Source organism: Vibrio sp. F13 (assembly GCF_020806305.2).
In the GTDB taxonomy this organism is placed as follows: Bacteria; Pseudomonadota; Gammaproteobacteria; order Enterobacterales; family Vibrionaceae; genus Vibrio; species Vibrio crassostreae_C.
Genome location: NZ_CP170175.1, coordinates 1,859,367 through 1,880,195, shown reverse-complemented (window position 1 = coordinate 1,880,195; position 20,829 = coordinate 1,859,367). Strand labels below are relative to the sequence as shown.

At 46.2% G+C, this 20,829-nt stretch carries 20 protein-coding genes; 5 read left to right on the top strand and 15 right to left on the bottom strand.

Annotated elements, in window-relative coordinates; translation table 11 throughout:
- Positions 1-163: 163 nt before the first annotated feature.
- The 6 genes from arsJ to rhtB form a co-directional block, all read right to left on the bottom strand.
- Complete coding sequence (gene arsJ, locus LMH68_RS08590; RefSeq protein ID WP_029235159.1) at positions 164-1,384, bottom strand: organoarsenical effux MFS transporter ArsJ; 1,221 nt, start codon at positions 1,382-1,384, stop codon at positions 164-166.
- Positions 1,385-1,480: 96 nt separating this feature from the next.
- Positions 1,481-1,972 carry a cyclin-dependent kinase inhibitor 3 family protein gene (locus LMH68_RS08585; protein ID WP_017061028.1) on the bottom strand — a complete coding sequence of 164 codons (492 nt, stop codon included), beginning with the start codon at positions 1,970-1,972 and terminating at the stop codon, positions 1,481-1,483.
- Positions 1,973-1,993: 21 nt separating this feature from the next.
- Entirely contained in the window at positions 1,994-2,995 is a 1,002-nt protein-coding gene (locus LMH68_RS08580; RefSeq protein ID WP_017061027.1) for an ArsJ-associated glyceraldehyde-3-phosphate dehydrogenase, read from the bottom strand.
- Positions 2,996-3,168: 173 nt separating this feature from the next.
- Positions 3,169-3,510 carry a metalloregulator ArsR/SmtB family transcription factor gene (locus LMH68_RS08575; RefSeq protein ID WP_017063763.1) on the bottom strand — a complete coding sequence of 114 codons (342 nt, stop codon included), beginning with the start codon at positions 3,508-3,510 and terminating at the stop codon, positions 3,169-3,171.
- A gap of 99 nt (positions 3,511-3,609) precedes the next feature.
- On the bottom strand, positions 3,610-4,830 hold the full coding sequence (locus tag LMH68_RS08570; protein WP_017061025.1) for an EAL and HDOD domain-containing protein: 1,221 nt from the start codon (positions 4,828-4,830) through the stop codon (positions 3,610-3,612).
- 45 nt (positions 4,831-4,875) lie between these two features.
- Complete coding sequence (gene rhtB, locus LMH68_RS08565) at positions 4,876-5,493, bottom strand: homoserine/homoserine lactone efflux protein (RefSeq protein ID WP_017061024.1); 618 nt, start codon at positions 5,491-5,493, stop codon at positions 4,876-4,878.
- 81 nt (positions 5,494-5,574) lie between these two features.
- Here rhtB and LMH68_RS08560 point away from each other — a divergent pair, with 81 nt between their 5' ends.
- Together LMH68_RS08560 and LMH68_RS08555 are read left to right on the top strand one after the other, a co-directional pair.
- A complete protein-coding gene (locus LMH68_RS08560) occupies positions 5,575-6,555 on the top strand; it encodes an alpha/beta fold hydrolase (RefSeq protein WP_229648281.1) in 981 nt (326 codons plus the stop codon).
- Between the two features lie 182 nt (positions 6,556-6,737).
- On the top strand, positions 6,738-7,565 hold the full coding sequence (locus LMH68_RS08555) for a Cof-type HAD-IIB family hydrolase (RefSeq protein WP_017061022.1): 828 nt from the start codon (positions 6,738-6,740) through the stop codon (positions 7,563-7,565).
- An 87-nt stretch (positions 7,566-7,652) separates the two neighbouring features.
- Here the strand turns inward: LMH68_RS08555 and LMH68_RS08550 are convergent, their stop codons facing one another.
- On the bottom strand, positions 7,653-8,120 hold the full coding sequence (locus LMH68_RS08550) for an EVE domain-containing protein (RefSeq protein WP_017061021.1): 468 nt from the start codon (positions 8,118-8,120) through the stop codon (positions 7,653-7,655).
- A 39-nt stretch (positions 8,121-8,159) separates the two neighbouring features.
- Here LMH68_RS08550 and LMH68_RS08545 point away from each other — a divergent pair, with 39 nt between their 5' ends.
- Both LMH68_RS08545 and LMH68_RS08540 read left to right on the top strand, forming a co-directional pair.
- Positions 8,160-9,704, top strand: a complete 1,545-nt coding sequence (locus LMH68_RS08545) for a COG3650 family protein (protein ID WP_017061020.1) — start codon at positions 8,160-8,162, stop codon at positions 9,702-9,704.
- Between the two features lie 2 nt (positions 9,705-9,706).
- Positions 9,707-10,303, top strand: a complete 597-nt coding sequence (locus LMH68_RS08540; protein ID WP_017061019.1) for a tRNA-uridine aminocarboxypropyltransferase — start codon at positions 9,707-9,709, stop codon at positions 10,301-10,303.
- Between the two features lie 145 nt (positions 10,304-10,448).
- On the opposite strand, the gene LMH68_RS08535 is transcribed toward LMH68_RS08540, so the two are convergent.
- The 8 genes from LMH68_RS08535 to lptM form a co-directional block, all read right to left on the bottom strand.
- Positions 10,449-12,929: an EAL domain-containing protein gene (locus tag LMH68_RS08535; RefSeq protein WP_017063759.1), complete on the bottom strand. Its 2,481-nt coding sequence runs from the start codon at positions 12,927-12,929 to the stop codon at positions 10,449-10,451.
- Positions 12,930-13,121: 192 nt separating this feature from the next.
- Positions 13,122-15,620, bottom strand: coding sequence for an EAL domain-containing protein (locus LMH68_RS08530; RefSeq protein ID WP_229648282.1), 2,499 nt, complete (start codon positions 15,618-15,620; stop codon positions 13,122-13,124).
- A gap of 168 nt (positions 15,621-15,788) precedes the next feature.
- A complete protein-coding gene (gene yigB / locus LMH68_RS08525; protein WP_017068593.1) occupies positions 15,789-16,505 on the bottom strand; it encodes a 5-amino-6-(5-phospho-D-ribitylamino)uracil phosphatase YigB in 717 nt (238 codons plus the stop codon).
- Positions 16,506-16,520: 15 nt separating this feature from the next.
- Positions 16,521-17,453 (bottom strand): tyrosine recombinase XerC, encoded by a 933-nt coding sequence (xerC, locus tag LMH68_RS08520; RefSeq protein WP_017061015.1) that lies wholly within the window; start codon positions 17,451-17,453, stop codon positions 16,521-16,523.
- Entirely contained in the window at positions 17,422-18,120 is a 699-nt protein-coding gene (locus LMH68_RS08515; protein ID WP_102321192.1) for a DUF484 family protein, read from the bottom strand. Before LMH68_RS08515 ends, xerC begins: the two co-directional genes overlap by 32 nt.
- A 44-nt stretch (positions 18,121-18,164) precedes the next feature.
- Positions 18,165-18,995 carry a diaminopimelate epimerase gene (gene dapF / locus LMH68_RS08510; RefSeq protein ID WP_017061013.1) on the bottom strand — a complete coding sequence of 277 codons (831 nt, stop codon included), beginning with the start codon at positions 18,993-18,995 and terminating at the stop codon, positions 18,165-18,167.
- Between the two features lie 11 nt (positions 18,996-19,006).
- Positions 19,007-20,260: a diaminopimelate decarboxylase gene (gene lysA, locus LMH68_RS08505; protein WP_017066756.1), complete on the bottom strand. Its 1,254-nt coding sequence runs from the start codon at positions 20,258-20,260 to the stop codon at positions 19,007-19,009.
- A gap of 42 nt (positions 20,261-20,302) precedes the next feature.
- Positions 20,303-20,419 carry an LPS translocon maturation chaperone LptM gene (gene lptM / locus LMH68_RS08500; RefSeq protein ID WP_017068592.1) on the bottom strand — a complete coding sequence of 39 codons (117 nt, stop codon included), beginning with the start codon at positions 20,417-20,419 and terminating at the stop codon, positions 20,303-20,305.
- Between the two features lie 75 nt (positions 20,420-20,494).
- Between lptM and cyaY the strand changes: the two genes are divergently transcribed.
- Positions 20,495-20,809 (top strand): iron donor protein CyaY, encoded by a 315-nt coding sequence (cyaY, locus tag LMH68_RS08495; RefSeq protein ID WP_017061010.1) that lies wholly within the window; start codon positions 20,495-20,497, stop codon positions 20,807-20,809.
- Positions 20,810-20,829 lie beyond the last annotated feature (20 nt).

The window sequence follows — 20,829 nt, the reverse complement described above, 5'->3', positions numbered from 1 at the left end:
GCCTGATTAATATTCAATCATTCTACTATAGCAATAAAAAAGCTGACCGGAATAAATACCAAGTCAGCTTAGTGTTAAAGGAGATACTTATCGCGAATTTAGCTCATACGACTCTAGCTTCTGCGACTTGAGCTCTCACAAATGAGGCTCATGTGGCTGAAGCTTATGCCGCTGAAATTTGCGGCACTTTCGGTAAACGCAGAGAGATCACCGTCGTTATCGCCAAGAATGCGAAGGAAACCCACAGACACGCAGACAAACCGGCCATTTGGAATACCAAGCCCGACAATATCGTGCCAATCAAACGGCCCATCGCGTTTGCCATGTAGTAGAAACCGACATCAAGAGAAACGCCATCACCTTTCGCATAACTCACAATAAGGTATGAGTGCAGCGATGAATTCACCGCAAAGATGGCACCAAACACCATCAAGCCACCGATAATAACGAACTCGGGTTGCCAGCCAATTTGCACCGCATAGGCAATACCTGCAGTCACGATAGCCAACGCCCCCGCCCATAATAGCGCTGCATGTCCATCAGGCACCTTGCCTTGTGCTTTACCAGTAATCTTGGGTGCAATGCCCTGCACAAAGCCGTATGCGATGGTCCAAGCCGCTAAAAAGCCACCCACCCATGAGTGATCCCACCCAAACACGCTGCCTAGGTAAATCGGCAAAGCAATCACAAACCACACATCACGAGCGCCAAACAGGAACATACGTGCTGCGGATAGGATGTTGATGGATTCAGACTTAGAGAAGATCTGTTTAAACTTAGGTTTAGTTTTCGCTTTACCCATGTCCGCTTCTAAGCTCAACACACTGCCAACGAAGACCAATGCCAACACGGCTGCCATCGCAAGCACAGCGTATTGGAAGCCAATCGTTGAAAGTAGTAAACCACCAATAAAGAAGCCTGCCCCTTTAAGCGCATTCTTAGATCCGGTCAGAATCGCAATCCACTTATAAAGCGCGCCTTGTTGTTCATCAGGAACCAGAGTCTTAATTGAGCTCTTGGCACTCATCTTATTGAGGTCTTTAGCGATACCAGACAAGGCTTGCGCCGCCATGACCCAAGGAATGGTCAGCATTGCCGTTGGCACCGCGAGCATACCCAAGGCGACGACTTGCATGCCTAACCCAATGTTCATGGTCTTATTGAGGCCAAGACGCGCCCCTAACCAGCCACCGATTAGGTTAGTCACCACACCAAAGAATTCATAGAAAAGGAACAGTGAGGCGATTTCTAACGAACTGTAGCCAAGGTCGTAAAAATACAGAACCACCAACATGCGAAGTGCACCATCAGTAATGGTGAAGTTCCAGTAGTTAAAAGTCACCAACATGTATTGGCGAACGCTCTTACTTAGATTTGAAAACATAACGCTATCTCTGCAATCTAAACAAAAAGAGCTTTTGGATCATGATAAGTTCAACACTCCAGATACCAAAAGCTCCCTGTCTAACACTGATGACTATTAGCTATTCGCTACGCCATTAATGTATTCAACCTGGATAGGTTTAGTGAAGGCACCTGGACGCAGTGCCTGCACCTCTTGAACTACCTTGCTCAAATCCCAGCCTTTTTCTAACAGTAGGTGAGCTGCGAACAAACCAGTGCGACCAGAGCCGCCCATACAATGCATTGCAACCTTGCCGCCGTTATCGACGATGTTATGTAGCTCAGGGCTAGCTGCTTGCCACTTCGCAGCAAAACCAGCACCCGGTGCACAGTCGTCTTCAATTTCGATCTGGAACCATTGCATACCTAACGCACGTGTTTTTTCACCAAGTGCCGCCACGTCTTTGCTTGCAAGCTCATGGTCATCAAGTGCTGTCACGATAGCTTCAACGCCTTGCTCTTTTAGCTGAGCCAGTGATGCATCAAGCGTTGCTTCTTTTGTGCCTGGGCACGGAGTAAGCACTAGCGCACCTTGCTCTAGGTCTAGTTGCCATGTTGGATGTATCATTATATCTTCTCCAGATTCTTATTAAGCAAGGCCAACGGTACGAACAAGCTCAGCGGTACGTGTTGCGTAACCCATCTCATTGTCGTACCAAGCGTAGATCTTAACCATGCGCTTACCGACCAACATCGTTGATAGTGCATCCACGATTGTTGAGCGTTGGTCGCCTTTGTAATCGATAGAAACCAGTGGACGCTCTTCAAAGCCAAGAATACCTTTTAGTTCATTCTGAGACGCTTCTTTCAGCATCGCGTTAACTTCTTCTGCCGTGGTGTCTTGCTTCACTTCGAAGATGATGTCTGTCAGAGAAGCGTTCGCTAGCGGTACACGAACTGCGTGGCCGTTGATGCGGTTTTCTAGCTCAGGGAAGATCTCAACAATCGCTTTGGCGCTGCCCGTCGTTGTTGGGATAAGACTCATGCCACATGCACGTGCGCGGCGTAAGTCTTTGTGCGGCGCATCAAGAATAGTTTGCGTGTTAGTTAAATCGTGAATAGTGGTGAAGGCTGCGTTCTCGATACCAAGCTTCTCGTTGATCACCTTAACCACTGGCGCGATACAGTTCGTTGTACAAGACGCTGCCGTTACGATTTTGTGTACCGCAGGGTCGAAGATATTGTCATTCACACCAACAACGATGTTTGCGATGCCTTCTTCTTTCACTGGCGCCGATACCACAACACGTTTCACGCCCTGCTCTAGGTATTTGTTTAGGAAAGAGGTCTTACGGTGAACACCTGTCGCTTCGATAACCACATCACAACCAGACCAGTCGATCGCATCGATGTCGCGCTCTTGTGTGGTCTTGATGCGCTGGCCATTAATGATCATCTCATCGCCTTCTGCAGTTACTTCGTGGTGAAAGCGACCTTGAACTGAATCAAATTCTAGAAGGTGGGCCAGTGTTGTTGTGTCGCCAGCAACATCGTTAATTTGAACAAATTCTAGCTCATCCCAATCGAATGCTGCGCGAAGTGCTAGACGGCCGATACGACCAAAACCATTAATACCTACTTTGACTGTCATTTTCTGTTCTCTCAGTTAATTGCCTTCATATTTGAAGCCGCAGCGTTGTTGACTACGTTCACTTACCGGAGCGCCGGCCGCCCTAATTACATAGAGCCACTATGCTCATAGGGATAAGTTCACTTGTCGCCTAGCTGCAACTACAACTATTTCGGCATTAAGTTTTAATGTATTTAAACGCAACATACTGGGCGTGAGTTCATCGACTCTAAGCGCTCAATATCTTGCTGGTATTCAGTTTTCAAACAGTTCGATGCAATAAGGTCGTCAATTAACTTTAGCATCCAACCTGGTAAATCTTGTGACAGGCGGTAAAACACCCACTGCCCCTGGCGAACATCAATCAAAACACCGTTTGAACGCAGCTGCGCAAGATGGCGTGAAACCTTTGGCTGACTTTCTTGCAATGCCTGAGTCAACTCACCAACCGATAAGCACTCATTGCGAACTATCAACATTAAGCAACGCACTCGCGTTTCATCGGACAGTAATTTAAAAAATTGGTGAGGAAGCATAAAAACATACTCATATATGGATATGCACATATCTTAGATATAAAAAAACGCACGTCAAGGCGTGCGTTTCAATTGTCATAAAAGTTTAACGAAGAAATATCAGAGCTTGTTGGTCACGGTATGGCTCCAACGGCGCGCTTCAGTAAGCTCCGTTTTAACCTGATCCACGCTTAATCCTAAATCGGCGCAGTGCTCATCAATCTGTTGCCAATCGGCATGCTCAAAGCTCTCTTCAAGTGCGAGCAAGGTACCATATGGCCCTTCTCTACGTAATAGAGCAACCTTGATACTTTTACACAGCGGCAACTGCTCGACTAAGTTATCTAACGACAAGTCCAACAGAGCATCCAACAAGGAGAATAAGCCAATCATAAAGGCCTGTTCTCTATACCCTTCAAATGCCTGATAGCGAGACATACGCTGACAAAACTGAGCACGCTGTAGAGACAATCCATACAGCTCTTTAGGCTTTTTATCGGACACATAAGAGGCGACGGCTAACGAGACAAACATTTTCAGTTTCTCTTGACCTAGATATACCAAAGCCTGACGAAAAGAAGAGATGGTAACTTCAAGGCGCGGCGACATAGTATTCACAAAACGCAGCAGCTTATATGAGAGCGCCACATCTTTCGCGACAATGCTCTCCACCCGTTGAAAATCCACATCGGGCTTACACACTTCTTGAAACAGCTCCATAGCAATCACTTGCTCAGGGCTAATGTATTTACTCTTGATGATTTCCGGTTTATTGAAAAAGTAACCTTGGAAAAACTTAAAGCCAGCCTCTTTGGCTTGCTGGAATTCTTGTTCGGTCTCAACGCGCTCCGCCAAAAAGCTAAACTTTTTCCCTTGATGCGCCCTAACCAAATCACACGCTTCATCCAAACCCATCTGCATAATATCGAGCTTGACGATATGCGTGTATTTAAGGAAACGTTCCCATTCTGGGGTCGAAGTAAAATCATCTAGGGCAATCATGTAACCCGCTTGGTAAAGGTCTTTAACCGCTTCCAACAATTCATCTGTTGGTTTACAGGTTTCCAGAATCTCTACCACCACCTTATCTTTCGGCAAACTTAAGGGCAGTCGACGAATCAAACTTTGATAAGGGAAGTTGATAAAGCAGCGTGAAGATGGAATAGAAGGGTTAAGACCAACAGACAAGAAGTTCTCAACAATCAGACGATACGTTGCTCGATTAGACTCAATATGCGCTGGGTACGCATTCTTTTCTCCATCGCGAAATAACAACTCATAGCCGAGTGTATTCCTCTTGCGATTTAAGATAGGTTGTCGAGCAACGTATGTAGCGGTCATTTCTTGATAACTCTGATTGGTTTAACTATAACTCAGTCGCTTAATCTAAGCTTTCGCGGCAGCTAGCAAAGCACCGCAGCCCATGAACATACCACCAAATATTTTATTTATCTTACCCATTATGCGATCAGAGCGAATAAAACGTCCCATTTGTGACGCTAATGAGGTGTAACCCAACATAACAACGCTATCAATGAATACTGTCGTCACACCTAGCACTAATAACTGAGGTGCTTGAGGTTGTGTAGGGTCAATAAACTGAGGAAACAAAGCCACCAAAAACACGATTGATTTCGGGTTAGTTAGGTTGATAAGCACAGCGTTTCTCAGCAGTTTGCCACTCGACAGAGTAGAGCTTTCTTCAGATGCTACTAGGCTCGAGCTATCACGCCACTTTTGAATACCTAACCAAAGTAAGTACACCACGCCGACCCACTTAATGATGGTGAACGCCAACGCAGACTTAGCAACGAGTGCACCGATACCCGCGCCCACCAGCATAATGTGAAACGCAAGACCAAGCTGTAAGCCAACAATTGATGCGAGTGACTTTTTAGTGCCATAGCTAAGCCCATTACTGATTGAGTTAACGGTACCCGAGCCCGGAGCCAAGCTAAACAAAATCGCTGTGACAACATAAGCAAGCCAAACATGAGTATCCATTTGCATTTCCTTACTAGTTCTTTAATCTAACAACATTAGTAGCAATAAAGCTCTCACACGCATCAGTTCAGGTAATTTCCCATGGAAAACCACAGCGAAGCCACCTTCCCTTACACTCAAGAACCTCAGTTCGATCATGCGATTAAACACCCGATCAACGCTCTTTGGCAACAAAGAAAAGAGGGGTATTTAACATCGTCTGGTAAAAAGAAACTGTACTGGTGCAGCCTCACCTCAGAAAAGCACAGCAAAGCTATTGTGATTTCAAATGGCCGTATCGAATGCTGCCAAAAATACCAAGAAATCTTTTATGATTTTTATCAACAAGGCTATGACGTTTATTCATTTGACCACCGAGGTCAAGGCCAGTCTGAACGTATGGTAACAGACTCTGACATTGGTCACATTCATGAGTTTGATGATTATGCATCTGACATGTCTGACGTCATTGCCAGTTTTGATCTCAGTAAGTATTCCAATCGCTACCTGCTCGCACACTCAATGGGCAGCACCATAGCCACTCGCTACCTACAAACCCATCCAGACCACCCGTTTGATAAGGTGACTCTGTGCGCTCCGATGTTTGGTATCAATACCGAGTGGTACCTGAAACCTATCGCGATGATCGTTGGACAAGTGCTTACCGCTTTTTATGCCAAGCCAACTTACGCGCCGGGCCAGCAAGCATATTATTCGAAGCCTTTTGAAAACAACTTACTGAGCCACAGTAAGGTTCGCTATCAGTGGTTCCGCCGCTTATATGACGAGTCTCCATCTTTGCAGGTGGGTGGACCAAGCACGCGTTGGGTGTGGCAAGGGTTAATGGCCGCCAAGCAAGCAATTCAACAAACTCGTCAAATCAAGATCCCTCTGCTATTGATTCAAGCTGGGGATGAAAAGATTGTCAGTAACAGTGCTCAAGTAAAGTTCATTTCTAAGCTGAAGAAAACCAACTCTGATTGTCAGTTTAAGTTGATTGAGGGTTCTAGGCATGAGGTGTTGTTTGAGCAGGATGAATATCGCAATCAAACACTGGATGCGATCAATCAGTTTTTCGCCTAGAGCTAATAGGCTAAGCAACCTACCAAGAAAATAAGCGCTAAAGAGGAAGAGAAGTAAGTGAGCTTTGCCCTCTTTTCTTGCATGAATTTGGCATACAATTTCTACCTAGAGATATTGTAGTTAAAACGATTCTAGCGCTGGCTAGCGTCAATATTGGTTAAGCATTTTGCAATGAGGGTTAAATGAGTATTCCTGCACTAAAAGATTCCGTGAAAATTGTTGCTTCTGATTTAGATGGTACGCTTTTGGCTCCCAACCATCAGCTAAGCGACTTTACCAAGCTAACGCTTAAGAAATTACACGACCAAGGTTATACCTTCATCTTCGCAACGGGTCGCCATCACGTCGATGTGGCGGGTATTCGTCAGATAGCAGGTATTCCGGCGTACATGATCACTTCAAACGGTGCACGCGTGCATGACCAAAACGATCAACTGATGTATAGCCAGAACGTACCTCAGGAACTCGTTCAGCCAGTTATTGATATTGTGCGCCAAGATCCAAACCTCTTTATTCACATGTACCAGAATGAAGATTGGTTACTAGACCGTGAAGATGAAATGTTGGCTAAATTCCACAGTGAGTCTGGCTTTAGCTACAAGCGCTTTGAAGCTGAAAACGCACCAAGCGAAGGCATCGCGAAAGTCTTCTTCACACATCCAGAACAAGACCACGAATATCTCGTCACGTTTGAACAAAAGCTAAGAGATGCTTTTGGCGACAAACTGAACATCGCCTTCTCTACACCTTGGTGTCTGGAAGTGATGGCAGCTGAAGTCTCTAAAGGCCACGCTCTAGACGCTGTTGCAAAATCACTAAACCTGACTCTGGATAACTGTGTTGCCTTTGGTGATGGCATGAACGACGCTGAAATGCTGGCTATGGCGGGTAAAGGTCTAATCATGGGTACATCACATGAGAAAGTGATGAAAGCACTACCTGACAATGAAGTGATTGGCAGTAACGCAGACGATGCCGTTGCTCACTACCTAGAAAAGCATCTGCTCTAATCTCGCTCGTTGAACAGATCTGAATAAATAAAAAGGCAGCCAACTGGCTGCCTTTTTTGAACCTTACGTAAAAAGCTCTCTCTAACGCTATCGAGAACCTAACACTTCTTTGCTTAAGATTGCCTGCCACTCTTGTTCGGTAACCGGCATGATCGATAAGCGATTACCGCGTTTCACCAAGGGCATTTCGGAGAGTTCAGGCATGGCTTTAAGCGTAACCAAAGGAATCAAGCGCTCAGTCACTCGCACAAACTCGACATCCACCATGATCCAGCGTGGGTTATCGGGTGAAGACTTAGGATCGTAGTAATCACTCTCAGGGTCGAACTGAAAGTGGTCTGGGTAGGCTTCTCTGGTTACTTTAGCGATCCCCGCTACGCCAACTTTTTTACATGATGAGTGGTATATCATCACCAGATCGCCAAGCTTGACGTCATCACGCATCATGTTTCGAGCCTGATAGTTGCGTACACCCTCCCAACAAGAGGTTTTTTGTACTCTAAGAGTCTGAATAGAGAAGGTGTCGGGTTCTGTTTTAAATAACCAATATGCCATAATAAATCCAATTAACGGTTGCTCCGAGGAAGATATAACATGAAGGTAATGAAAAACCCAGTGACATGGCTAGTCGCGTTCGCTCTACAAGGCTGTGTTACGGCACCTGATACGCCGCAACAACCTGAACAGCCCCCAGCAAACTTGGATGAGCCACTGAGCATTCAACCGCAAACCTTCATCATGCGTGGTCAGGTGGTGGTTGGCCATGAAAGCCGAACCTTCACTCCTTGCGGTAGCCAACAACAATACTGGTTAGACTTATCTCCAGAGTTAGCGTTAGAAGCACAAGGGCTCTCAACGAGACCTTACCAAGCCTTATATGGCGAGCTGATTGGTCACCTAACCGTGCCGAGCCAAACGGGTTATAACGCAGATTTCACAGCGCGTTTCGTGGTTGACCAAGTGAACATCCTAACCGCAGAGAACCCAGATCGCTGCGTCCAACCGCTGCGCTCAACACGAGTATTTGGTAATGAACCCTTCTGGTCAGCAACCTTCGATAAAGACCAGCTGAAATACACCAAGATGGGCGAACAGCCACAGACCCTCGATATTGAATCAAGCCGCACCACATCGAGCAGCCGTGACTACCAATTAGAAGGTAAAGCTGCACAAGGCAAACTCAACCTTACGAAAGAGAGCTGTAGCGACGGCATGAGCGATTCTATCTATGGATGGCATGCCAAGCTTAACCTCAATGACAGTAACTACAATGGCTGTGCGACGGTCTCTAACCAAGATCCAACGCTGGACTGGAGCGGACTCTACTTCGCTAGCTCAACGCAAAACTCAGGGTTCTCTATCAACCTTGAACTCAACAATGACCACAGTGCTATCACGACTTATTCATACAGCAATGGAGACCCTTCTATTGTTGAACAAGGCTTCTGGCAGCAACTGAACCAAAATCAGGTACAAGTGGTTATGACTCGCCACCAGCAACAATATTTGATCTCCGAGCGCATCTTCACACTCGATAATGGCAAGCTAATCGCTGAAAAAGAGAAAGTGGGCAACGTGGTGTATCCGATTGCCAATGGCGGTCTGGTGCTATTCGAAGCTAAGAGTGCGCAAGCACAAGTAAACACCACCACTAACGTTGATCTAACCGCAAAGCAGGTGAACTCCAGCGATCAACTTGATCCAAAAGTCGACCAAGCGATCCGCGAATACTTTAAGATCAACAACAGCTCACCTGACGACACTAAATACCGCTGGTTAACCTACGACCTCAACGGCGACGGTAAAGAAGAGCTGTTCGCCCAACTCGATTGGTGTGGTTCTGGTGGCTGTACACTGCTAATTTTCGAAAACCATCAAGATAACTGGCGCTTCAATAGCCGAGTGACACTGGTTAAGGGCGACATACGCTTAGGTAAATCGCAAAACCACGGCTGGCAGGATCTGATCTTCAATGTCAGTGGCGGCGGTGCAACACCGGCGAAACACACACTTTCATACTCTGGTGTCAGCTACCCGCTAAACCCAAGTGTCGCTCCAGTTGCAGATGATGCTGATATCAGCGACGTGGTTTTGTTTGCTGATGGTATCTCACCCGCACAAAGTGGAGTTAAGTTGTAAACATGAGTAACCAACAAGCTTGCCATGGTTGTAGCTTCACTCACCAATGTATTTGTCACCTGATACCTAGTGTCGCAAGCCAAATCGATCTTGTACTGCTCACTCATGAGAATGAACTGTCACGCGATACCAATACAGGGAAGCTGCTTCAGCAATCCCTTGATCAGTGTCAGTCCATTGTATGGCAAAGGAAAACACCACCAGCGGAGCTCATCGCACTGCTTGACGATGAAACACGACAACCGTTTCTTTTATTCCCAAGTGATCAAAGTGTCGAGTGCCAGCAAGCTGTAATGACCCAAGCCCAGAGCCGTAAGCCGCTATTCATCATCTTGGATGGCACATGGCAAGAAGCGAAGAAGATGCTTAACAAGAGCTCGTGGTTACAAGCCGTTCCGCAAGTTCACCTCGATATTACCAGCGAATCTTCATACACCTTGCGCCGCAACCAAGACAGTGGCCACTTGTGTACTTGTGAAGTGGGTATTGAGTTACTCAAATCTTTAGGTGAAAGTGAATCTGCCAAGCTCATTGATGACTACTACCAGCATTATCTAAAAGTGTTCCACGCCGACAAGTGTGGCCACGCCCTCAAATAGACCAAGCAGGCGCGCGGGAAGGTAAAAACACATTTCGGGACGAGACAGACACTAAAAACAAAAAGGGTGAGCCATAAGCTCACCCTTTTTACATCGTATTTTCGTTATTGAGCCAACCAGTGTTTCACGTGAAACGCTCGCTCCATCAAAACAAACGCTGAGGTTGACCAAAGTAATACCCTTGCAAGTAATCGACCCCCATGTCTTCAGCAATACGGCACACCTGCTCATTATGAACGAACTCCGCCACCGTCTTAGCATTCAGAATCTGGCATAAGCTCACCAACTGCTGAGCGATCTTGCGCTGCTTTTTATCTTTATCAATATTGCGAATCAAACTGCCATCAAGCTTGATCACCTGTGGTTCTAGCTTCAATATCTCATCAATGTTCGAATAGCCCGAACCAAAGTCATCAACAATAATATTCACACCAAGATCGCGGAAGTGATTACACACCTCAATCAAGCGACCGTAATCCTGAATTTGTTCCGTTTCTAACACCTCCAAGCCAATACGCTGTGGGTGACTGATTTTCTTGATCGCTTGTTCAAGGTGAAGAATGGTTTTCTCATTGCTGAAATCTTGTGGCGCTAAATTAATTGAGAACGAATCGGTTCGCTGACTCATAAAATCGAAGGTGCGCGTTATCATCTGACGACTGAGGCGTGTATAGAGATGGGTTCCTTCAATGATTGGCAAGAACTTACCCGGTGCAATTAACTGACCGTCCTCTTCAATTCGAACCAAACACTCGTAGCTCTCTACCTGATGACTGTGTGCTGAAACTATGGGCTGAGAGCACGCCACAATATTCTGATTAAGCACCGCGCGACTCACGCACGACAGCCAACCAAGTTGCTCTTGGCGATGCTTCTCCAATTGAATGAGTGCCTTGGCGCTCACTAGGTGCTTGTTCTGGCTGACAGCGCTGCGCCTCGCATCAATCGCCTTCAACAATAAGTCATCAATAGAGGTAGTCGGGAAATCTCGACGGCTGGCGATACCCGCACAGATAGACACCGACAAGTAATCAATATCGGGTAAACCGGTAGGCTCAAAATTCACATGCTCGGTTTGATCGGCAAATTCCGAGAATCGCTGATGAATATGTTCTTGGCTCGCCCAACTATCAAACACCACCGCCCACTCACCAATACCGATACTGTAGAGCTGACAGCCCTCATCAAAGAACTGCCACAGCGCCTTTTGAAAGTACTCACTCAAATCATGCAGAAGCTTGTCACCTACTCGATAACCATACTTCTCATTGATCTGACCAAAGGTCGTGACCTTCAAAGCTAGTAAGTGGCTATCACTGCTCATCTTCGACAGTTTCTCACGCAGCACACTTCGATTGGGTAAACCTGTACGGTGATCAATTCGATAGCTTGCCGTCAATGCAGTGGCTTGCTGCTGAATCTTACTCGCCATGCTGTTGTTCATGTCATCGACATCAAGCAGTGCATTTCGGATCAATGAAAACAGAGGGGATATGTTGGTCGCGGGTTGCGTCTCTAATGGCAATACCGCCTTACCCTCGCCTTCTCTAAGCGCAAGATAAGTGAGGCTATGGTGCAAGATTCGCTGTTGGCCATTCTCTTGATAAAGTTCTCCCATGCAGTAAACGCCATAGCTGTCGGCCAATTTTTGGAAAACCTCAACCTCTTGGTTGCCATCAATAAAGTCGATACGAGATGTACAGTTATAAATGAAGAACTGTTCTGGCCTATGAGAGGCGATCTGCTGCACGCCCAGTCGTATCTGCTCTAAGGTCAGTGATGGATGGTCATAACAAAACCGGACCTCATCGCCCACTTGGAACAGGCCGCTGAATTCTATCTCTCCACTTTCCGTTACCTTGAGCGGTAAGTGAATGTTTTGCTCTTTCGGGTCACCGACCATCAAGGGAAAGTTATGCAGTTGCTCAAAAGGCACTTCGAGGCCATCAGCGAGGTAACGATTGTAGAGTTCGCGAACAGGCATCCCATCCAGTTCCAACAACCGGTTCTCTTGAGCACCTGTCACTCGAAAAGTTCGACCAATCGGATTCCATTCAGTGTAGTAACCCTTAGCGATGGAGAGCTCAACACTGTGCAGCGCCAACATCACATAGGCATTTTCATAGCAAATGCCGTCTAACATCACCCATCGCCCATTATCTGTGATGGTCGATGCACCGCCACAGATCGGTAATGAATACATCGACTGCTCAAACGCTGAAAATAGATCTCGGTTATTTATCTGCAAGCGGTCTGCGAAACAGATGATGCTTTGAGTATTATCATTGCACTCAAGCTGTTGCCACATAGCGTGGCTATCGAGCAATGGTTGTTCGCTATATTCGACAACACCACAAGAGTAAGACGTCGCGTCAAAGCGGGTAACAATCAGATAAAGACCTTGGTGCAGGATGACACCTTGACTAATGTAGTGGTTAGCACTGCAACCAATCAATTTGGCATTGGGAAAAGTCGATTGAATCACTTGGCAGGCAGCCAAAACAGAACCTTTCTCGAAAGACGAAAACACCTGAATCAGTAGGCTTTCATGTTGATGAAAATCTATCTTTTCCAATTCACGTTGGGTTTGCTCAATGTCTTGTATCAGGAGAGAAGTCGACTGCATATTCACATTAATCGTTACGTTAATGATTTATTATTGTGCTTATTATAGATAAGGCTTGCACGGAATACTTGCGATCGCGTTATGAATAATGTGACCTTAGTTAGACATCATTCATTCCGCCAAAAAGCAGTCATTAATGGCGGCGCAGTACTTTTATAGCCAGTCGTTACACAATGCGGGAAGCTTTAACTGCTAAAACAGTCGCTTAGGCTCACCGAAGTAGTAACCCTGCAGATAATCGACACCCATTTGCTCTGCTATCTCACAAATCTGTTGGTTATGGACAAATTCAGCGACCGTTTTGGCATTGAACACTTGGCACAAACGAATCAACTGAGAGGCTATGTTTCTTTGTTTTTGATCTTTGTCGATATTACGAATCAAGCTACCGTCGAGCTTAATGATCTGTGGCTCAAGCTTAATGATTTCCTCGATGTTGGAGTAACCAGAGCCAAAGTCATCAACAATGATTCTCGCCCCAAGCGCACGGAAGTGATCACACACCTCAATCATGCGACCATAATCTTTAATCTGCTCAGACTCGAGAACCTCTAGGCCAAGTCGAGTGGGATCGTTCATAGCACTGATGGCGGTCTCGAGCACCTCAAGCGTCTTGTCGCTCAACAAATCTTGCGGGGATAGGTTGATAGAAAATGGGCTTTGCTTATCCGCCATATAACCTATGGTGTTCTTAATCATGTGTCGGCTGAGGCGAGTGTAAAGGTGCGTGTCGGCAATGATAGGTAAGAACTTACCTGGTGGCACAATGGTACCGTCTGACTCCATGATTCTGACCAAGCACTCTTGGCCAATCATTTCGTGCGTAACCGACTCCACAATCGGCTGGGAATAGGTGATGATGTTCTGATCTAGAATCGCACGACTTACACAACTCAACCAACCGAGTTGCTCTTTGCGGTCCTCTTCGCTCACCTGAATATCTTTGGCATTGGTGATGTGGGTATTGTTACGTACTCCATAGCGTCGAGCTTCGATCGCTTTCAATAAGATCTGGTCACCACTGTCGGTTAAGAAGTCACAACGACTAGCAAAGCCGCCACACAGAGAAACTGACAGGTAATCAATATCAGCCAAACCATATGGCTCAAAATTTATGTGTTCGATGTCATCGGCGAACTCAACGAAACCTTCTTTTATTTTCGTACTACCAACACTAGCATTGAAGATAATCGCCCACTCTCCAACACCAATACTGAATAGCTCTACCTTCACGCGAGGCTCTTTAACCACACGAAGCTGTAATCGCTCGATAAAGTGATTAGACAGATCGAGTAGCAGCTGATCCCCCACTTGATAACCATACTTCTCGTTAACCTGATGGAAGTTGGTTAGCTTTAAGGTCAGCAGATGTTCACTGAACAGAATCGTATTGAGGCGCTCTTTCAGTACGATACGGTTCGGCAAACCAGTACGCGAGTCAATGCGATAGCTTTCGGTTAAGCGACGCGCTTGTTGATGGAGTTTCTTTTCCATCTGAGTATTCATACTGTCGAGATCAGCGACTGCATTTCTGACTAGGTTAAGCAATGGCGACACGGTTGAGCCACACTGAAAGTCTTCGCAATGAAACTCTTTAATCTCGTCAGACTCGCGCATAGCGATATAAGTCAAGCTGTGGTGCAGTATCTCTTGGCGGTCTTCATTACGGTATAGCTCCCCCATGCAGTAGGCACCACATGTATTCACTATCCCTTCAAATGGCTTGAGCTCAAGTTTACTGTCGATAAATTCAAGTCGAGATACGCAGTTATAAATGATCACCGATTCAGGCTGATGCATGGCTAGCATCTCGGCACCGTGGTGCACCTTTTCTGCAGTGAGCGATGGGTGGTTATAACAAAACTGCGCCTCTTCACCGACATGCCAAGGGCTATCAAACTCAATACTGCCATCATCATTAATACGTAGCGGCGTCGAGATACCCTTCTTTCTGCCAAGTTCTCGATAAAGTGGAAAGCTCATCAGTTGACTAAAAGGAAGGTCTTTGCCATCCGCAAGGTAATGTTTGAATACTTCAATAGCCGGCTTGTCGTTCAATGCGTATAAGCGATTTCCGATTGCGTGTGTGACTCGTAGCTTCATCCCAATCGGGTTCCACTCAGAGTACGCGTCCGACCAAACCTTCAATCTTGGGTTAGTCAGAGCCACAGCAACACAGGCGTGCTGGTAGGTTTGCTCGTTATACATAACCCAACGGCCAAATTCATTCTCATGGCACAGTCCACCAGCTATCGGCAAGGCGTAAGGCAAATTTTCAAAAGCGCTATAAATAGGATAATCACGCCCTTCAACCTGATCGCACAAGCTGATGACCGTTTTGGTTTCTTCTGTAAGGCGCAGCTGAAAAGCTAAGTCTTGGCTGTCTTGATTTGGATTGCCGGAAAAAGGCTGGACCGCAGAGGTTAGATGGGTTTCGTTGAACTCACTGATGATGACTAAGGTGCATGCACTTTCAAGGCAATTATCACAGATAACATGACGAGCACTCTGGCCAATTAGCGTCGCATTATTTAAACGATTGAGGGCAACACCCGCGATTTGACGAGCTAGATCTGAAGATTGAGCTGAGAAAATTTGAATAAGGTACTGTTTGCTGTCACACCATTCTCGCTGATCAAATTGAGCTCTAAATAACGCCTCAGTATTTGCGAGAAATGTAAATGTTTGCATGCCAACCCTTGTTCAAAATCGAGTGAAGTAACAACCCGCAACCACTGCTATGACTGAAATGAATCGATAAAAAGTAGTCGCCAATTATCCTAGCCTAATCAGGCTTTTATAGGCGACTAATGTAACAATTCAATAGCATAAATGCGACACAATAAGCTTACCGAGCCATTAAATTAGTCGCATAAGATCGCTAAGTTGGTCTATTTCAACATCAGGGAGCACACTCGCCTTCGGGGAGCGGTATAAATTGGAACCAGTGTCATTAAACCAGCACGCTTGGAAGCCATTTTGCTTGGCTCCATAGACATCCGTTTTGAGGTGATCGCCAACATGAAGAATATTCTCAGCGTCACAACCTAGGTGTTGCTGAGCTTTTTCAAACATATCTGGATAGGGTTTTGCTCTGCCATCAGGGCCGGCTTTAAGGATTAATTGAAAGTACAGCCCTAAGCCAATTTTGTGTGGATCGACATTGCCATTGGTAATCGCAACCAGAGGAATACGTTGGCTAAGTTCAGTCATCACTCGATGCGTTTCTTGAGGGACATCGACTTGATTACGCAACCACAAGGCATGCTCAATGCCCTCTCGAGCCGCTTGCTCTGCTTGCTGCAGAGAGTAACCCAATTGCAGCAAACCACTCTTAATCTGAGTTTCACGCCACACGGTGACATCATGTTTCAAAGCTGGGTTTTCAGATGCGACTTGCTGCTTAATGCCCTGCCACTCTTCAAGCGATAAAGAAGCCGACACTGGGTGCTTTTGATAAAGCCACTGTGCCATCTCTTTCTCAACCTTCATGATCACAGGCCAGTTGTCATACAGGGTGTCATCCAAGTCAAAGGTCATGGCTTTGATGGGCTTTAACCCTCGATAAATTCGCATAGTAAACCCTTTAATCTAATCTTTATTCTTCTTACGAGCTCTCGGGTGAGCCTGATCATAAGCTTGTGCTAAGTGTTGGAAATCTAAGTGGGTATACACTTGGGTCGTCGAGATGTTTTCATGGCCAAGCAACTCTTGCACAGCACGAAGATTTTGGCTCGATTCCAGCACATGCGTTGCAAAGGAGTGACGCAGTTTATGCGGGCTGATGTGGCTCGCGACAGATTGCTTCTTGCCCCACTCTTCCATGCGCTTTTGCACGCTGCGGTGAGAGATACGAGTCCCGAGCTTAGAGACAAACAGCGCGGTTTCACCCGGTGAAGCCAATTCACCACGAACTTTGAGCCATTTATCGACCCACTCTTTAGCTAAACCAGAAAAAGGCGCTTTGCGTTCTTTGTCGCCTTTACCAATCACTCGGATTTCGCCTTGTCGACCCAACACATCTTTCAGATTGATGCCGACCAGTTCTGCCAGTCGTAATCCAGCACCATACATCACCTCCATCATCGCTCGATCACGAATCGACAATGGATCGTCCTCATTCACATCAAGCAGTTGACCCACTTCATCAACATCGAGGTTTTTAGGCAAAGGGCGTTGTTTGCGAGGTGCAGAGACACCTTTGGCTGGATTGGCGGTCATTTCGCCACGCAACACAAGGAAATCAAAGAAGCTGCGCAGTGACGATAAGCGCGTTGCAATGCTGCTCGCTTTCATTCCCTCACGCATGCCTTTACTGGCCAGTTGTCTGACCCACGCCGCATCGACTTGACCCCAATCCTTTAGCCCTAGAGTGACTAAATGACCGGCCATGGTTTCAAGTTGTTGTTTGTAATTACGTTGGGTGTGTAGGCTGAGTCCCTTCTCGCTTCGGAGATATTCATAGAAGCGAGAAAGTGGCTTTTGAAGGCTGTTAGGAAGAGGTATTTTGGGCTCTAGGCTCATTATTTATCTGCCAAGGTAAGGTGTCCGCCAAATGAGCGACAACAAGTGCTAAATGGCGTAAAAAGAGCGTATCCATATGGGGTTGGAAATGTCCGCCATCTTCACTAGAAAAGGCGAGCAAACCCAATGGAGACTGCTTAGCAAGCGGTAGTACTACATAAGAGCCTAGCTCTGGAACTGGATAATCACCAAACAAATCGTGTCTGTCGGCTTTTCTCAAGCGTCCAAGATAAGCATCTTTGCCATTGAAATGGTTAAGCGAAAACTTAGAGTAACCCTCAGCACTCAACTGATAAAAGCCAGATTGCGAAAGAATTCGAACATGAGCCTTAAGCCCAAGATCTAACGCTTTTTGTTCAACGGCTTTTATCACCTGCATAAAGTCACTGCATTTCAGCACTTGCGCTTGCAGATCCATAAACTCATAGAAGGTTTTATCGTTATTTGCCGCCAACGACATCAAGCCAGTGATCTCTTCTTCAAGCTCTTCGATTCGATGACGCTGGCGTTTAAGCTGAACCTCAACCAGAGAAACAGCGCCCTGCTCAACGTTATTGATAGCAAGGCGATCAACCAAATCTTTTCGGTCTTGGAAAAAATCTGGGGTATCACGTAAATATTCCGCGACCACTTCTGCGGTGAGTGCGTCGGCTTCAACGTAAGACAAAACCTATCCTTTATTTTTATGAATATATTTGTTTTGGGTCATTATTAGCAAGAAAGTTGACCATCAAACACATGCGTTGCAGGGCCGGTCATAAACAGAGGTTTACCCGGGCCTTGCCAGCTAATGTGTAAGTCACCGCCTGGTAGACGAACCTTCACATTCTCAGCCAGTAAGCCTTGAGTGATACCCACTGCAACTGCGCCACACGCTCCGCTGCCACATGCCTGAGTTTCACCCGCGCCGCGTTCGTAAACACGTAGACGAACTTCTTCACGGTTAACGACCTGCATAAAGCCAGCATTAACACGCTCAGGGAAACGTTCATGTGATTCAAGTAGTGGGCCTAAGGTGTCCACATCAGCCGTGTCGACGTCATCAACCACGGTAACCACATGTGGGTTACCCATGCTTACCGCACCACAGAATAAGGTGTGTACATCCGTTCTTAGGATATACGTCTTCTCTGGCTGCTTGGCCTTGAATGGAATCTTGCCGGGTTCGAACTCAGGAATGCCCATGTTCACCGTGATCAGGTCATTCTCTTCAATCTTGAGAACCATTTTACCTTTCTTGGTACTCACGTTGATGCTGTACTTATTCGTTAAGCCTTTCATGCGAACGAATCGTGCAAAACAACGTGCACCATTGCCACACTGCTCCACTTCACTGCCATCCGCATTGAATATGCGGTAATGGAAATCAGTTTCTGGATCATAGGGAGCCTCAACCACAAGTAGCTGATCAAAGCCCACGCCAGTGTGACGATCCGCCAAGCGACGGATCAAATCTGGAGAAAAGAAAATATTTTGAGTAATGCAGTCCACGACCATGAAATCATTGCCCAAACCATGCATTTTAGAAAAGTGGAAGTGCATAACGCTTAAAATTACTCCGGAAGAATGTTTTCAAGTTCCCACAGACTCGTAAGCTCTTCACGCTGACGAACCAAGTGAGTTTTATCGCCATCCACCATCACTTCAGCCGCACGCGAACGAGTGTTGTAGTTAGATGACATCGCGAAGCCATAAGCACCCGCTGAACGAACTGCTAGCAGATCACCTTCTTCAAGAACAAGGTCACGATCTTTACCTAGGAAATCGCCTGTCTCACAGATTGGGCCAACCAAATCGTAAGTCACAGTTTCACCCTGACGAGGGCTCACAGGAACAATATCCTGCCAAGCTTGGTAAAGTGCTGGGCGCATTAGATCGTTCATTGCTGCATCGATGATGGCAAAGTTCTTGTGCTCTGTTGGCTTGAGGAACTCGACTTTCGTTAATAATACACCAGCGTTAGCAGCAATCGCTCTTCCAGGCTCGAAAATCAGCTCTAGATCAGAATGATTGTCTAAGCGAGCCAATAAAGCTTTCGCGTAGTCAGAAGGCTGTGGTGGTAATTCATCACGATAAACCACACCCAAGCCGCCACCAACATCAAGGTGTTTGATGTTGATACCGTTAGCACGTAGCTGGTCGATCAGCGCAAGTAGGCGATCGGTTGCATCGATGAAAGGTTCGATATCCGTTAACTGAGAACCAATGTGGCAATCAATACCATGGATAGACAAGTTATCGAGTGTTTTTGCAAACTCATAAACAGCAGGAGCACGGTCGAAAGCGATACCAAACTTGTTATCACGCAGACCTGTAGAGATATAAGGGTGAGTGTTCGCATCAACGTCTGGGTTGATACGCAGTGAAATCGGCGCTTTAACACCAAGCTCACCAGCCACTTTATTCAGTCGCTCTAGTTCTGGTTCTGACTCTACGTTGAAACACTTAATGTTCAACTCAAGCGCACGCTTCATTTCAGCGGCTGTTTTACCGACACCAGAGAATACAACTTTTGCTGGATCGCCACCGGCAGCAACCACACGCTCTAGCTCACCGCCAGAAACGATATCGAAACCTGAGCCCAAACGAGCCAAAGTATTCAACACGCCAAGGTTTGAGTTAGCTTTAACGGCATAACACACCAAGTGCGGATGCTCACCAACCGATGAATCAAACGCATTCCAGTGGCGTTCTAATGTTGCACGAGAATATACATACAGCGGTGTACCATATTGCTCTGCTAGTTGTGAAAGTGCGACGTCCTCAGCCCAAAGCTGGCCATCTTCCTGATAGTTGAAGTAATCCAAAGTTCTTATCCCTTATAAATAACGATTTCTGCGTGTTTTCACTTATTGTGATTGTTCGGTTTGCTGAACTTCATCAGGATCGTACAAAGGACCCGTTTGACCACAACCAGAAAGTCCAATAACGGACATCATAAATAGAGCAGTAATTAATTTTTTCATTTTGCATATCGTGATTATTAACTCAATGCCCCCTATAATCGCACCACACTCAGGAAAAGCAATAGGATAGAAAGGATGAACGAGACTGAATTTCATCAGCTGGTCGATATACAGATGCAAAACATCGAAGAAGCTATCGATGAATCAGAGGCAGATATTGATTACGAAGTGACTGGTAACGTGATGACGCTGGAGTTTGAGAACCGCAGCCAAATCATCATTAACCGCCAAGAACCAATGAAAGAAATCTGGTTAGCGTCTAAATCTGGTGGCTTTCACTTCAAGCTAGTTGACGACAAGTGGACATGTTCAAAGACGGGCATGGAGCTGTTTGAGATGGTTAAAGAAGAATGCGTGAAGCACGCAGGTGAAGCGATCGATTGGGTCTAATCATTTGTAAGCAAAACTAA